15 protein-coding genes are annotated in these 12,627 nt (G+C 68.0%); 12 read left to right on the top strand and 3 right to left on the bottom strand.

Annotated elements, in window-relative coordinates; translation table 11 throughout:
- Window positions 1–27 precede the first annotated feature (27 nt).
- From purB to HLH27_RS04540, 10 genes are all read left to right on the top strand, one after another.
- A complete protein-coding gene (purB, locus tag HLH27_RS04585) occupies window positions 28–1,383 on the top strand; it encodes an adenylosuccinate lyase (protein WP_182948230.1) in 1,356 nt (451 codons plus the stop codon).
- 25 nt (window positions 1,384–1,408) lie between these two features.
- A complete protein-coding gene (locus tag HLH27_RS04580; RefSeq protein ID WP_182948228.1) occupies window positions 1,409–2,143 on the top strand; it encodes an NRDE family protein in 735 nt (244 codons plus the stop codon).
- 153 nt (window positions 2,144–2,296) lie between these two features.
- Window positions 2,297–3,061, top strand: a complete 765-nt coding sequence (purC, locus tag HLH27_RS04575) for a phosphoribosylaminoimidazolesuccinocarboxamide synthase (protein WP_182948226.1) — start codon at window positions 2,297–2,299, stop codon at window positions 3,059–3,061.
- Entirely contained in the window at window positions 3,058–3,300 is a 243-nt protein-coding gene (gene purS, locus HLH27_RS04570) for a phosphoribosylformylglycinamidine synthase subunit PurS (RefSeq protein WP_114728364.1), read from the top strand. The genes purC and purS overlap by 4 nt, the downstream gene beginning before the upstream one ends.
- On the top strand, window positions 3,297–3,674 hold the full coding sequence (locus tag HLH27_RS04565) for a Rap1a/Tai family immunity protein (protein WP_182948224.1): 378 nt from the start codon (window positions 3,297–3,299) through the stop codon (window positions 3,672–3,674). The genes purS and HLH27_RS04565 overlap by 4 nt, the downstream gene beginning before the upstream one ends.
- A complete protein-coding gene (purQ, locus tag HLH27_RS04560; RefSeq protein ID WP_182948222.1) occupies window positions 3,671–4,372 on the top strand; it encodes a phosphoribosylformylglycinamidine synthase subunit PurQ in 702 nt (233 codons plus the stop codon). The genes HLH27_RS04565 and purQ overlap by 4 nt, the downstream gene beginning before the upstream one ends.
- The gene (purL, locus tag HLH27_RS04555) at window positions 4,369–6,582 is read left to right on the top strand and encodes a phosphoribosylformylglycinamidine synthase subunit PurL (protein ID WP_182948220.1); all 2,214 of its coding nucleotides are present in this window, start codon (window positions 4,369–4,371) and stop codon (window positions 6,580–6,582) included. Before purQ ends, purL begins: the two co-directional genes overlap by 4 nt.
- A gap of 28 nt (window positions 6,583–6,610) precedes the next feature.
- Window positions 6,611–6,847 carry a BolA family protein gene (locus HLH27_RS04550; protein ID WP_182948218.1) on the top strand — a complete coding sequence of 79 codons (237 nt, stop codon included), beginning with the start codon at window positions 6,611–6,613 and terminating at the stop codon, window positions 6,845–6,847.
- Window positions 6,848–6,989: 142 nt separating this feature from the next.
- The gene (gene grxD / locus HLH27_RS04545; protein ID WP_182948216.1) at window positions 6,990–7,325 is read left to right on the top strand and encodes a Grx4 family monothiol glutaredoxin; all 336 of its coding nucleotides are present in this window, start codon (window positions 6,990–6,992) and stop codon (window positions 7,323–7,325) included.
- A gap of 139 nt (window positions 7,326–7,464) precedes the next feature.
- A complete protein-coding gene (locus HLH27_RS04540) occupies window positions 7,465–7,803 on the top strand; it encodes a hypothetical protein (protein WP_182948214.1) in 339 nt (112 codons plus the stop codon).
- Between the two features lie 23 nt (window positions 7,804–7,826).
- On the opposite strand, the gene HLH27_RS04535 is transcribed toward HLH27_RS04540, so the two are convergent.
- Complete coding sequence (locus tag HLH27_RS04535; protein ID WP_182948213.1) at window positions 7,827–8,246, bottom strand: YraN family protein; 420 nt, start codon at window positions 8,244–8,246, stop codon at window positions 7,827–7,829.
- 97 nt (window positions 8,247–8,343) lie between these two features.
- On the opposite strand from HLH27_RS04535, the gene cls reads away from it, so the two are divergent.
- Window positions 8,344–9,762 carry a cardiolipin synthase gene (cls, locus tag HLH27_RS04530; RefSeq protein WP_182948211.1) on the top strand — a complete coding sequence of 473 codons (1,419 nt, stop codon included), beginning with the start codon at window positions 8,344–8,346 and terminating at the stop codon, window positions 9,760–9,762.
- Here the strand turns inward: cls and HLH27_RS04525 are convergent.
- A complete protein-coding gene (locus HLH27_RS04525; RefSeq protein WP_246375526.1) occupies window positions 9,753–10,388 on the bottom strand; it encodes an endonuclease/exonuclease/phosphatase family protein in 636 nt (211 codons plus the stop codon). The two genes, cls and HLH27_RS04525, sit on opposite strands and share 10 nt — an antisense overlap.
- 62 nt (window positions 10,389–10,450) lie before the next feature.
- Entirely contained in the window at window positions 10,451–11,521 is a 1,071-nt protein-coding gene (locus HLH27_RS04520) for an AI-2E family transporter (RefSeq protein WP_182948207.1), read from the bottom strand.
- Between the two features lie 231 nt (window positions 11,522–11,752).
- On the opposite strand from HLH27_RS04520, the gene HLH27_RS04515 reads away from it, so the two are divergent.
- Window positions 11,753–12,625, top strand: a complete 873-nt coding sequence (locus HLH27_RS04515) for a sulfurtransferase (RefSeq protein ID WP_220790288.1) — start codon at window positions 11,753–11,755, stop codon at window positions 12,623–12,625.
- Window positions 12,626–12,627 lie beyond the last annotated feature (2 nt).

The following is a 12,627-nucleotide window of genomic DNA, read 5'->3' as shown; positions in this document are numbered from 1 at the left end:
GGTCGACAAGAGAGAAAGCCGAGCACGATGGTTCCGCGTTATACCCGTCCCGCCATGGCCGCCATCTGGGCCCCCGAGAACCGGTACCGGATCTGGTTCGAGATCGAGGCCCTGGCATGCGAAGCCATGGCGCAATACGGCGCCGTGCCGGCCGAGGCCGCCCGTGTGGTGCGCGAGAAGGGTGACGCCGCCATGGCCGCCTTCTCGCAGGCCGACCTGGATCGCATCGACGAGATCGAGGCCGAAACCCGCCACGACGTCATCGCCTTCCTGACCTGGCTGGCCGAGAAGATCGGCCCGGAAAGCCGCTTCGTGCATCTGGGCATGACCTCGTCGGACGTGCTGGATACCTGCCTGTCGGTGCAGCTGGTCCAGGCGACCGACATGCTGCTGGCGGACCTCGACGCCGTGCTGGACGCGCTGAAGCGCCGGGCGTTCGAGCATAAATACACGCTGACCATCGGGCGCAGCCACGCGATCCATGCCGAGCCAACCTCGTTCGGCCTCAAGCTGGCCGGCCATTACGCCGAATTCGCCCGCAATCGCGAGCGCCTGGTGCGCGCCCGCGCCGAAATCGCCACCTGCGCCATCTCGGGCGCGGTGGGCACCTATGCCCATGTCGATCCGCGCGTCGAGACGTTCGTGGCCGAGAAGCTGGGGCTGGAGCCCGAAGGCGTTTCCACCCAGGTGATCCCCCGCGACCGCCATGCCGCCTATTTCTGCGCGCTCGCGGTCATCGCCAGCGGCATCGAGCGGCTGGCGATCGAAGTGCGCCATCTTCAGCGCTCCGAGGTGCGGGAGGCCGAGGAATTCTTCCATCCGGGCCAGAAGGGCTCGTCGGCCATGCCGCACAAGCGCAACCCCGTGCTGTCGGAAAACCTGACCGGCCTGGCGCGGCTAGTGCGCGCGCATGTCATCCCGGCGCTGGAAAATGTCGCCCTGTGGCACGAGCGCGACATCAGCCATTCGTCGGTCGAGCGCAATATCTGCCCCGACGGCACGATCGGGCTGGATTTCGCGCTGGCCCGCCTGGCCGGCATGATGGACAAGCTGGTGATCTATCCGGACCGCATGATGGCCAACCTGGAAAGCCTGGGCGGCGTCGTGCATTCCGGCGAGGTGCTGCTGGCCCTGGCGCGCGCCGGCATCCTGCGCGAGGACGCTTACCGCATCGTCCAGCGCAATGCCATGGCGACCTGGACCCGCCTGGGCCAGCCCGACGGCCGCACCTTCCGCGAGAACCTGGACGCCGACCCCGAGGTGGCGGGCCGCGTGCCGGCCGAGGTGCTGGATGCGGCGATGAACAGCGATTCCCACCTGGGCGCGCTGGACCACAGCTTCACCCGCGTCTTCGGCGAAGCCGGCCCGGCCCGCGCGGGCTGAGGAACAGGAGCAGCCAGAGACCCGAATGTGCACGATCGTCCTGTCCTTTTCCCCCGGTTCCGCCTGGCCCCTGCTGTTCGGCGCCAACCGTGACGAACGGCTGGACCGCTCGTGGGATGCGCCCGGCCGTCATTGGCCGGATCGCCCCACGGTGGTCGGCGGACGGGACAGGCTGGCCGGCGGGTCCTGGCTGGCCCTGAACGATGCGGGCGTCGTCGCCGGCGTGATGAACCGCGTGGGCAGCCTGGGGCCGGCACCGGGCAAGCGTTCGCGCGGCGAGCTGCCCCTGCTGGCGCTGGAACATGCCACGGCGGCCGATGCGGCACGCGCCATCGCCAATCTGGATGCCGGGGCGTGGCGGTCGTTCAACATGATGGTGGCCGACCGGAACGGCGCCTATTTCATCTCCGGCCTGGGCTATGCCACGCCGGAGGTCAGGGTGCTGGAACCCGGCACCCATATGGCCGCCACGACCGAGCCCGACGACATGTCGATCCCCCGCATCGGGCGGCACTTGCCGCGCTTCCGCGAGGCCCCGCGCCCGGTGCCGCCGGACTGGACCGAATGGACGCGCCTGCTGTCCGACCGGTCGCTGCCGGCCGGCAGCGAGCTGAACATTCCGCCGCGCGCGGGGTTCGGCACATGCAGCTCGTCGGTCATCGGCCTGCCGGCCGATCCGGGCGTGACGCCGTCCTGGCATTTCGCCGCCGGCGCGCCCGACCGGGTGGGCTACGCCGCCATCGACCTCTCGGCGGCCTGACCGGCGCGAAACGCCGCAAGGGGTCGCGCAAGGGAATGGTATCTTCCGCGATCAATCATTGCTATGAGGCAGTCGCATTCCAGGGGCCCTGACCGGGCCCCCATATCGGACGGCATGCAGGACATGCCTCCATCAGCCGCATGAAGGACGAGTATGGCCCGCCGTCGTCAGCTCTACGAAGGAAAAGCCAAGATCCTCTTCGAGGGTCCGGAACCCGGGACGCTGGTCCAGTATTTCAAGGACGACGCCACGGCCGGAAACGGGGCGAAGAAGGGGATCATCACCGGCAAGGGCGTGCTGAACAATCGCATCAGCGAGCATCTGATGCTGCGCCTGCACGATATCGGCATCCCGACCCATTTCATCCGCCGCCTCAACATGCGCGAGCAGCTGATCCGCGAAGTCGAGATCATTCCGCTGGAAGTCGTGGTGCGCAACGTGGCCGCCGGCAGCCTGGCCAAGCGGCTGGGCATTCCCGAGGGCACGCGCCTGCCGCGCACGATCATCGAATATTACTACAAGAACGACAGCCTGAACGACCCGATGGTCAGCGAAGAGCATATCACGGCCTTCGACTGGGCCTGCGCCCACGACCTGGACGATATCGTGGCGCTGACCATGCGCACGAACGATTTCCTGACCGGGCTGTTCGTCGGCATCGGCATCACGCTGGTCGATTTCAAGCTGGAATTCGGCCGGCTGTGGGAAGGCGACGAGATGCGCATCGTCCTGGCGGACGAGATCTCGCCCGACAATTGCCGCCTGTGGGATGCGAAGACCAGCGAGAAGCTGGACAAGGACCGCTTCCGGCGCGACCTGGGCCGTGTCGAGGAAGCATATCAGGAAGTGGCCTGGCGGCTCGGCATCCTGCCCGAGGCCACGAATTCCGACATGAAGGGGCCGGAGGTGATGCAATGAAGGTACGCGTGACGGTCATGCTGAAGGACGGCGTGCTGGACCCGCAGGGCAAGGCCGTGGGCCATGCGCTGCACGTGCTGGGCTTCGGCGGCGTGGGCGAGGTGCGGATCGGCCGCGTGATAGAGCTGGAGCTGGACGAGACCGACCCCGCCGCGGCGCGCGAGAAGGCCGATGCCATGGCGCGCGGCCTGCTGGCCAACCTGGTGATCGAGGATTTCGTGACCGAGGTGGTGGCATGACCGCCCGCCGTTCCATCCTGCTGGTCGCCGCCCTGGCGGCCGGCCTGCCGGCCTCGGCCATGGCCCAGCGCGTCTCGACGCTTCAGGGCGGCCGGTTCCTGGAACTGTGCAGCCGTGCCCCCAGCATCGCGATCTGCGATGCCTACCTGTCCGGCCTGGCCGATTCCGTGGCCCTGACGCATGTCTACGACCGCAACGAGGGCGACAAGGCCGCACCGACCGGCTTCTGCGCGAAGTCCGGCGTGACCAGCGCCGAGATGCGCGGCCATGTCGTGTCGTGGCTGCGCGCGCATACCGACCAGCTGTCCAAGCCGGTGGGTGAACTGGCCTTCACCGCCCTGCACGAGGCCTATCCCTGCGGTGGCGGCAAATGAAGGCCGGAATCGTCGTCTTTCCGGGCACGAACCGGGAACGTGACATGGCGATCGCGCTGCGGGTCGTGACCGGGCGCGAGCCGGTGATGATCTGGCATGCCGAAACCGATCTGCCGGACCTGGACCTTGTCGTGCTGCCCGGCGGGTTCAGCTATGGCGATTACCTGCGCTGCGGCGCCATGGCGGCCCATGCGCCGATCATGGCCCCGATCCGCCGCTTCGCCGAGGCCGGCGGTCATATCCTGGGCGTGTGTAACGGCTTCCAGATCCTGACGGAAGCCGGCCTGCTGCCGGGGGCGCTGCTGCGCAACGGCGCGCTGCGCTTCCTGTCGCAGGATTGCCATCTGCGGGTCGAGCGCAGCGATACGCCCTTTACCCGCCGCTGGAACGCGGGCGACGTGTTCCGCGCCCCGCTGGCGCATGGCGACGGCAACTATATCGCCGATGACGCGACGATCCGCGATTTGGAAGATAGCGGCCGCATCGCGTTCCGCTACGCACGGCCCGACGGGCGCGTCGACGAAGGCGATCGGCAGACCAATCCCAATGGCAGCGTCAAGGCGATTGCCGGCGTGCTCAGCGCCAATCTGCGGATCTGCGGCATGATGCCGCACCCCGAAGACCTGGTGGACCCGCTGATGGGCGGCGAAGATGGAAAGCCCCTGTTCGAAGGGCTGGTGGAGGCTCTGGTCCGATGAGCAGCGCAACGGGGCAGAAGCCCGTCGACGAGGCCCTGGCACGGGAATTCGGGCTGACGGCCGAAGAATACGGCAATGTGCTCTCGATCATGGGCCGCGCGCCCAGCCTGACCGAACTGGGCATTTTTTCCGTCATGTGGTCGGAACATTGCTCCTACAAATCCTCGCGCGTGTGGCTGCGCACGCTGCCGACCACGGCGCCGTGGGTGATCCACGGCCCGGGCGAGAATGCGGGCGTGGTCGATATCGGGCAGGGCCTGGCCGCCATCTTCAAGATGGAAAGCCATAACCACCCCTCGTTCATCGAGCCCTACCAGGGTGCGGCGACGGGCGTCGGCGGCATCCTGCGCGACGTCTTCACCATGGGCGCGCGCCCGGTCGCCAACCTCAACGCCCTGCGTTTCGGCAGCCCGGAGAACCCGCAGACCCGCCGCATCGTCGATGGCGTGGTGCGCGGCATCGGCGGGTACGGCAATTGCGTCGGCGTGCCGACCGTGGGCGGGGAAATCAATTTCCATCCGGCCTATGACGGCAACCCGCTGGTCAATGCCATGACGGTGGGCATCGCCCGCCAGGACCGCATCTTCCTGTCCGCCGCGGCGGGAATCGGCAATCCGGTGGTCTATGTCGGCTCCAAGACCGGGCGCGACGGTATCCACGGCGCCACCATGTCGTCCTCCGAGTTCGACGAGGACGCGCTGGCCAAGCGCCCGACCGTACAGGTCGGCGACCCGTTCGTGGAAAAGCTGCTGATCGAGGCATGCCTGGAACTGATGGCCACCGACGCCATCGTGGCGATCCAGGACATGGGGGCGGCCGGCCTGACCTCCTCGTCGGTCGAGATGGCGGGCAAGGGCGGGGTCGGGATCGACCTCGACCTCGACGCCGTGCCGCAGCGCGAGCGCGGCATGACCGCGTACGAGATGATGCTCTCCGAAAGCCAGGAGCGCATGCTGATCGTCGTGCACCCGGACCGCACCGAACTCGCCCGCGCGATCTTCGAGAAGTGGGAACTGGATTTCGCGATCATCGGCCATCTGACCGATACCGGCCATATCGTCGTGCGCCATCAGGGCCGCGTCGAGGCCGATATCCCGCTGGACCCGCTGGCCGACCAGGCGCCGCTCTACCGTCGCCCGACGGCACCGTCGCCCGCGCCCGCACCGCTGGGCCCGATCACCGATCCGGTCGGGATCGAGCAGGCGCTGGTCCGCCTGATCGGCTGCCCGGACCTGGCATCCCGCGCCTGGGTGTGGAACCAGTACGACAGCACCGTGGGCGGCCAGACCGTCAAGCGGCCGGGCGCGGCCGATGCCGCGATCGTCAAGGTCGAGGGCACGTCGCTGGGCCTGGCGCTGACCACGGACTGCACGCCGCGCTACTGCCGGGCCGATGCCCGCCAGGGCGGCGCGCAGGCGGTGGCGGAAGCATGGCGCAACATCGTGGCGACCGGCGCCCGTCCGCTGGCGGTGACCGACAACCTGAATTTCGGCTCGCCGGAAAAGCCCGAGGTGATGGGCCAGTTCGTCGCCGCCATCGAGGGCATGGGCGAGGCCTGCCGCGCGCTGGACTTCCCGGTCGTCAGCGGCAACGTCTCGCTCTACAACGAAACCCGCGCGCCCGATGGCTCGTCGGTCTCGATCCTGCCGACGCCGGCCATCGGCGGGCTGGGCGTGCTGGACGATGTCAATCGCGCCATCGGCCTGGCCATGCCGGCCGAGGGCACGCTGGTGCTGGTCGGCGCCACCCGTGGCGAACTCGGCCAGTCCCTGTGGCTGCGCGAGATCCATGGGCGCGAAGACGGCGCCCCGCCTACGATCGACCTGGCGGCGGAGCGGCGGAACGGCGATTTCGTCCGCCAGCAGATCGAAGCCGGCCGTGTTCTGGCGTGCCATGACGTGTCCGACGGCGGGATCCTGGTCGCGCTGGCCGAGATGGCCATGGTGGGCGAGGCCGGGTGCATCCTGTCCGCCCCGCAATCGGGCATGCGGCCCGAGGCGTTCTGGTTCGGCGAAGACCAGTCACGATATGTTGTGGCGGTGCGCGACGCCGAGGCCTTTACCCTTGCCGCTTCGTCGGCCGGCGTTGAAACGCGGGTCCTCGGCCAGGTGGGGGGCGACGGTTTGACTTTGCCCAGCGGCGCCACAATATCGAAGGCGCGGATGAAAGCGGTCAATTCGGCGTTTTTCCCCGCCCTGATGGACGATTGAGCGACAACGTCGCGAAGGAGGAACGCCGATGGCGATGACGGCACAGGAGATCGAAACCTATATCCGCACCGCCCTGCCGGATGCCTCGATCAGTATCGAGGATCTGGCGGGCGACGGCGATCATTATGCTTGCACCGTCGTCAGCGAGTCCTTCCGGGGCTTGTCGCGCGTCCGCCAGCATCAGATCGTCTATGCGGCGCTCCAGGGCCATATGGGCGGCAAGCTGCATGCCCTGGCCCTGCAGACGACTGCTCCGGAGCAATGAGACCCTGACCGGAAATATGTGCGCCGGGGGCGTGTCCTCCGCGCATTTTCGGCGCTTCCGCCGGCCACGCTTTCCGGTCAGTCTCCCAGACGTTCCCCATTATCCGGCCGCCCCCGGCCGCCTTTTGCACAGGACGAACAAAATGGCTGAAACCATCGCGCAGCGTATCCAGAACGATATCGATACCAACCCGGTCATGCTGTACATGAAAGGGTCCGCCCTGTTCCCGCAATGCGGGTTCTCGGCCCGCGTGGTGCAGATCCTCAATCACACCGGCGTTCCGTTCCAGACCGCCAACGTGCTGGAAGATGCGGAACTGCGCCAGGGGATCAAGGATTTCACGAACTGGCCGACCGTGCCGCAGCTCTACGTGAAGGGCGAATTCGTCGGCGGCTGCGATATCGTGACCGAAATGTTCCAGACCGGCGAACTGGAAAAGCTGTTCGAGGAAAAGGGGATCGTGTCGGCCTCGGCCTGACCTCTCCCGCCTTTCGATCCGAAGAACGGGCCGGTCGCCTCGACCGGCCCGTTTTTTATACTGGACACACGCCCTTTCTCTTGTCGCGCGCCCCGGCTTTCGTCTAGCCTCCCTCGATCGGGTTGGTATGAGGTGATGGATGTTCGAGGCTCTGTTCAGGAAGACCGCGTTCTACGCACTTGGAACCGGGATGTTCCTGCTGGCTGCCACTCCTCACGGCGCACAGGCCCATGTGGTCACGAATGACGAAGCCGGACGGTTGACCCTCGATGCCCTGACCGCGGTCCCGGCCCCGGTCCCGGTCCGCCATGTTGCCTACCGTCACGATACGCGCCCCGTTCATGTGGCGTCGATCAGCTACACCCATTCGGCCCGGGCCACCGTCCGCTCGCGCGGGCTGGTGCGTAATGCCGTCTATCATCCGCATGCCGTGCCGTCCGCCCGGCATGCCGCCCACAAGGGGCGCCAGCGCACCTGATCCGCGCCACGACCGCCCGGCAGCTATGCTTCCGGCCTGAAGGCATCGGGAATGTGGTGTACGGCCCCGTCCGCCGTGACCAGCAGCACATCGAAGCGCATCTGCCCGCACAGCCAGTCGGGGTGCCGGGCGCACAGCGCCGTGGCCGCGTTCGCCAGCCGACGCATCTGGTGACGGGTCAGGCTTTCCGCCGCCTCGGCGTAGGAGGGGCGGCATTTGACCTCGCAGAATGCCAGCAGATCGTCCCGCCGGGCGACCAGGTCGATCTCACCCCAGCGGGTGCGGGCCCGATGGCCCAGGATCGTCCATCCACCCTGCAGCAGCCACGCCATGGCCGCCTGTTCGGCATGCAGGCCCCGCGCGTGCGATGCGGCACCGCGCACCTGCCGTCGGGCGCGCAATCCGGCCGAGAGTTGATCCTTGCCCCATTCCGGCTGCACCATCGATTACCCTGACCCTTCTGTCGCGCCGGTTCGAACAGTGCCCCGCAGCGCCCGATTCGACAATGCCGCCGCCCATCATCATGAATCGAGCTGACGCATGCTGATCGTGTACTGGCAAACCGTTCTTGCGCTGGTGTTCTTGTGCCGGGTGGCGATCGCGGTCTTCGTGACGGGGCATGTGCTGCTGCACAAGAAGGACGTGGGCGCCGCCATCGGGTGGATCGGCATTACCGTCCTGATGCCGTTCACCGGCGGAACCCTGTACGCGATGTTCGGCATCAACCGCGTCCATCGGCGCGCCCGCAAGCTGATCGGCCGCGCCTCGTGGCACAGCCGCACGCTCTCGTCGCGCTGGAAGCGCGCCGAGGAGGGCGGGTTCGCCCCGCTGGCCCATATGGTCGGCAAGCTGACCGGCCGCCCGCTGATGGGCGGCAACCGGGTCGAAATGCTGCATAACGGCGATGAAGTCTATCCGCAGATGCTGGCGGCGATCGAGGGGGCCACCAGCAGCGTGCTGCTCTGTTCCTACATCTTTCGCGGCGACGCGGCCGGCGAGCGATTCCTGGCGGCGCTGATCCAGGCCCATCGGCGCGGCATCGCGGTGCGGGTGCTGGTCGACGGCATCGGCAGCGGCTATTTCCGCTGCCCGGTCGCGGCCGCGCTGCGCCGGGCCGGGGTGCCGGTGGCCCGGTTCATGCATTCGATGCTGCCGTGGCGCATGCCCTTCATCAACATGCGCAACCACAAGAAGATCCTGGTGGTGGATGGCCATCTGGGCTTCATGGGCGGTCTGAATATCGGGGTGGAAAACCTGATGGCGACCCACCCGCGCCACCCGGTGGCCGACACGCATTTCCAGCTGGAAGGGCCGATCGTCCATCAGCTGACCGAAGCTTTCGCGCGGGACTGGTCCTTCGCCTGGGGCGAGGACCTGCCGCCGGCCTCGATCTTCCCCGACGTGACCGCGCAGGGCGAGACGCTGGCGCGGATCGTGACGGCGGGGCCGGATTCTGACCTGGAGAAGATCGAATACACCATGCTCCAGGCCATCACCCTGGCCCGGCAGTCGGTGCGGCTGATGACGCCATATTTCCTGCCGGGGGAACGGTTCCTGAGCGAACTGGCGCTGGCGGCCCTGCGCGGGATCGAGGTCGACATCATCGTGCCGCGCCACAGCAACCACACACTGATCGACTGGGCGCGCTCGGCCAACCTGCCGCGCTTTCTCGATTCCGGCTGTCGGGTGTGGCAGGCAAGGCCGCCCTTCAACCATTCCAAGCTGATGGTGGTAGACCGGCACTGGACCTGCGTCGGCAGTTCCAACCTCGACGTCCGCAGCCTACGCCTGAATTTCGAAATCAATCTGGAAGCGTACGACGACGCGCTGGCGGCGCGGATCGACGATTTCATCGTCGCCCACCGTCAGGACCGCCTGACCCATTACGACCTGGACCGCCGCAGGCTGCCGACCCGCCTGCGCGATGCGGCGGCGCGGCTGCTGCTGCCCTATCTGTGACCCGAGCGCTCCAGCCGCACGGCGATGGGGCGATGGTCCGATGCGTAATGGTTCAGCACCCGCGCCTGGGTGCAGATCAACCCGCGCACCAGGCACCGGTCGATGCGGATCGGCACCATGTCGACCATCCGGTGGGTGGGCGCGCGCGGCCCGACATCGCGGAAACTCGGCATCAGGGTCGGCCCGACCAGGTTGAAATCCCCCAGCACGGCGGCATGTGACGGCAGGATCTGCACCAGCCGCCGCAACTGGCGCCGGTTCATGATCTGGCCGTGCGACAGATGGACATTCGCCACCGAAAACCCGAAGGCCGCGCATTCGATCACCTGCGCGACCCGGCGCACCAGCGGGCCGGAGGGCAGGGTGCAAGCCAGCGGGGGCCGCCGGAATGGCCCGGGGCTCCAGCACGCCACGCCATGGATGCGGCCGGGCAGCGGCGCGCGGGCGTAATACCCGCCGATCAGGTGGGGCAGGGCATCGAAATCCTCGGTCGCTTCCTGCATCAGCAGCAGGTCCGGCCGTTCCTCCTCGATCAGGTGGATCACGTCGCGCGGGGTGGCGCCGACGCGGCGCAGCAGGTTCCAGCTGACGATCTTGCGTTCCGACCCGATGATCGGCGCCGGCATGTGGGCCGGGCGCGGACGCTGCCCCGGACGCGGGGGCAGCAGCGGGGAGGGGTGGGTGATGCTCATGATTCGATGAAGGTCTCCTCTATCCGGGTGGTTTCTCCCGCCCGGGCCGGCGCATTGGCGGCGAATTCGGCCGTCAGCGTATAGCCGACGCCCAGCAGCACCGGGCCAAGGAAGATCCCCAGCGCGCCGAAGGTCCAGACTCCGCCCAATACGCCCAGGACCGTCAGCAGGTAAGGCAGTTGCGCGCCGCGTGAGATGAACATCGGCCGGATGACATGGTCGGCCCCGGAAATGACGATGGTCCCGAACGCCAGCAGGCAGATCCCCCGCCACAGATGATGCGTCAGCATCAGCACCAGCGCCCCCGGAATCCAGATCAGCGGCGCGCCCACCGGCAGCACCGCGACCCCGGCGGTGATCATGCCGAACAGCACCGGCTGCGGCAGGCCCGTCATGGCGAAGCCAAGCCCCGTCAGCACACCCTGGATGATCGCGGTACCCAGGATGCCGTAGACCGTGCCGCGGATGGTCCGGCCGATGATGCCGATGATCCGGTCCGCATAGGCACCGGCGATGCGCCGGATGACGGCCGCGAAGGTCGAGCCCAGGGCCTCGCCGCCCAGCCAGAAGAAGAAGGCGATGAACAGCGCCATGCCCAGATGGACCAGGCCGCTGGCCACCAGCATCAGGCCGCTCAGCATCGATTGCGCGATATTGCCGGCATAGGGCAGCAGCATGTGCTCGGCATGGCCCAGGTCGGTGGCCCACTGGGTCCATTTGCTCGCCAGGTCGGGACCGATCAGGGGAATGCGCGTCAGCCATGTGGGCGCGGGCAGGTGGAACGATGTCAGCGAGGCGGTCAGCCGCTCGAACGTGCCGGGCAGGTCGGCGATGCTGGAGCTGACCACGATCACCAGCGGCACCACCACGACCAGCGTGGTCAGCACCGTCATGATGATGGCCCCCACCACGGGCCCCATGTTCCGGCGGAGGCGGGCATAGATCGGCCAGGTGGCGAAGGTCAGGATCGCGGCCCAGAGCAGCGCCGACATGAAGGGATAGAGGATGGCGCCGCACCCGAAGGCCACCCCGCCCAGCAACAGCCCCATCATGATGCGCTCGGTCATTCATTCCCGCCATGGCTTGCGACGCCGGAGCGCATCCGGCCCCCGTGGATGATGTGGCACCGCACCGGGATGGTAAAGGGCCGCGCACCGCATATCGGGGCGCCGGGACGCCGATGGTTGCCGGTGGTTGATCGGGACCGAGCCGCTCCGCTAAGGACGATCTGTGCTTCGGGTGGCCCGCCGCTCCGTCGGGGCCCGGAACAGCATGGAACCGTGATGGGGCCCCTATCGATGCATGCGTCCATTCATCCCCTGATCTCGCCCGCCCGGCTGCGGGAAATCCTGTCCGCCCCCGACCTCGTCCTGCTCGACGCCACGATGGCCCTGCCGGGTGAGACGTTCGATCCGGCACAGCGTTTCCTCGACGCTCGCCTGCCGGGCGCCCGCCGCTTCGATATCGAACAGTTTTCCGACCCGGACTCCCCCCTGCCGCACATGATCCCGACCCAGGCGCGCTTCGCGGCGCTGGCGGGCGCGCTGGGCCTGTCCGACGCGGCGCATGTGGTCTTCTACGACCAGGGCAACGCGGCCTCGGCGGCGCGGGGATGGTGGCTGGCCCGCCTGTTCGGGATGGAGCGCGTCCAGGTGCTGGATGGCGGCCTGCCGGCCTGGCAGCGCGCCGGCGGCCGGGTCGAAGCCGGTGCGCCGCCTTCCGTGCCGCCCGCCGCCTTCCGCCCGGCACCGCGCTTCGCGCAGATCATGGGGTTGGGCGACATGCGCGACCATGTACGGCGCGGCGATCGGCTGATCCTCGATGCCCGCGCCCATGGCCGCTTCACGGGCGCGGTGGCCGAGCCCCGACCGGGCCTGGCGTCGGGCCATATGCCCGGCGCGCACAATTTGCCGTTCGGCACGCTGCTGGACGAAGACCGCGCCTTCCTGCCGCCCGAATCCTTGTATGCGCGCTTTGCCGAGGTGGGTGTAACCGACGACCGGCGGGTCATCACCAGTTGCGGCTCGGGCGTGTCGGCGGCGGTGCTGTCGCTGGGGCTGGCCATCTGCGGCCGCACGGGCGATGCGCTGTATGACGGCTCGTGGGCCGAATGGGGCGCGACACCCGGCGCGCCGGTCGAAACCGGGCCGGTACGGGGCGCCGTTTCGTGACC

The organism is Gluconacetobacter takamatsuzukensis, assembly GCF_014174275.1.
Lineage (GTDB): Bacteria > Pseudomonadota > Alphaproteobacteria > Acetobacterales > Acetobacteraceae > Gluconacetobacter > Gluconacetobacter takamatsuzukensis.
The sequence above is the reverse complement of the archived record's forward strand: the minus strand, read 5'-3'. Positions and strand labels throughout refer to the sequence as shown.

Coding starts and splice junctions, on each gene's coding strand:
- HLH27_RS04520 (WP_182948207.1), bottom strand. CDS start 11,521: ATGACCGAGCGCATCATGATGGGGCTGTTGCTGGGCGGGGTGGCCTTC.
- purC (WP_182948226.1), top strand. CDS start 2,297: ATGGCCCGCCGTCGTCAGCTCTACGAAGGAAAAGCCAAGATCCTCTTC.
- HLH27_RS04540 (WP_182948214.1), top strand. CDS start 7,465: ATGTTCGAGGCTCTGTTCAGGAAGACCGCGTTCTACGCACTTGGAACC.
- purS (WP_114728364.1), top strand. CDS start 3,058: ATGAAGGTACGCGTGACGGTCATGCTGAAGGACGGCGTGCTGGACCCG.
- grxD (WP_182948216.1), top strand. CDS start 6,990: ATGGCTGAAACCATCGCGCAGCGTATCCAGAACGATATCGATACCAAC.
- HLH27_RS04565 (WP_182948224.1), top strand. CDS start 3,297: ATGACCGCCCGCCGTTCCATCCTGCTGGTCGCCGCCCTGGCGGCCGGC.
- HLH27_RS04550 (WP_182948218.1), top strand. CDS start 6,611: ATGGCGATGACGGCACAGGAGATCGAAACCTATATCCGCACCGCCCTG.
- purQ (WP_182948222.1), top strand. CDS start 3,671: ATGAAGGCCGGAATCGTCGTCTTTCCGGGCACGAACCGGGAACGTGAC.
- cls (WP_182948211.1), top strand. CDS start 8,344: ATGCTGATCGTGTACTGGCAAACCGTTCTTGCGCTGGTGTTCTTGTGC.
- HLH27_RS04535 (WP_182948213.1), bottom strand. CDS start 8,246: ATGGTGCAGCCGGAATGGGGCAAGGATCAACTCTCGGCCGGATTGCGC.
- purL (WP_182948220.1), top strand. CDS start 4,369: ATGAGCAGCGCAACGGGGCAGAAGCCCGTCGACGAGGCCCTGGCACGG.
- HLH27_RS04525 (WP_246375526.1), bottom strand. CDS start 10,388: ATGCCGGCGCCGATCATCGGGTCGGAACGCAAGATCGTCAGCTGGAAC.
- purB (WP_182948230.1), top strand. CDS start 28: ATGGTTCCGCGTTATACCCGTCCCGCCATGGCCGCCATCTGGGCCCCC.
- HLH27_RS04580 (WP_182948228.1), top strand. CDS start 1,409: ATGTGCACGATCGTCCTGTCCTTTTCCCCCGGTTCCGCCTGGCCCCTG.
- HLH27_RS04515 (WP_220790288.1), top strand. CDS start 11,753: ATGCATGCGTCCATTCATCCCCTGATCTCGCCCGCCCGGCTGCGGGAA.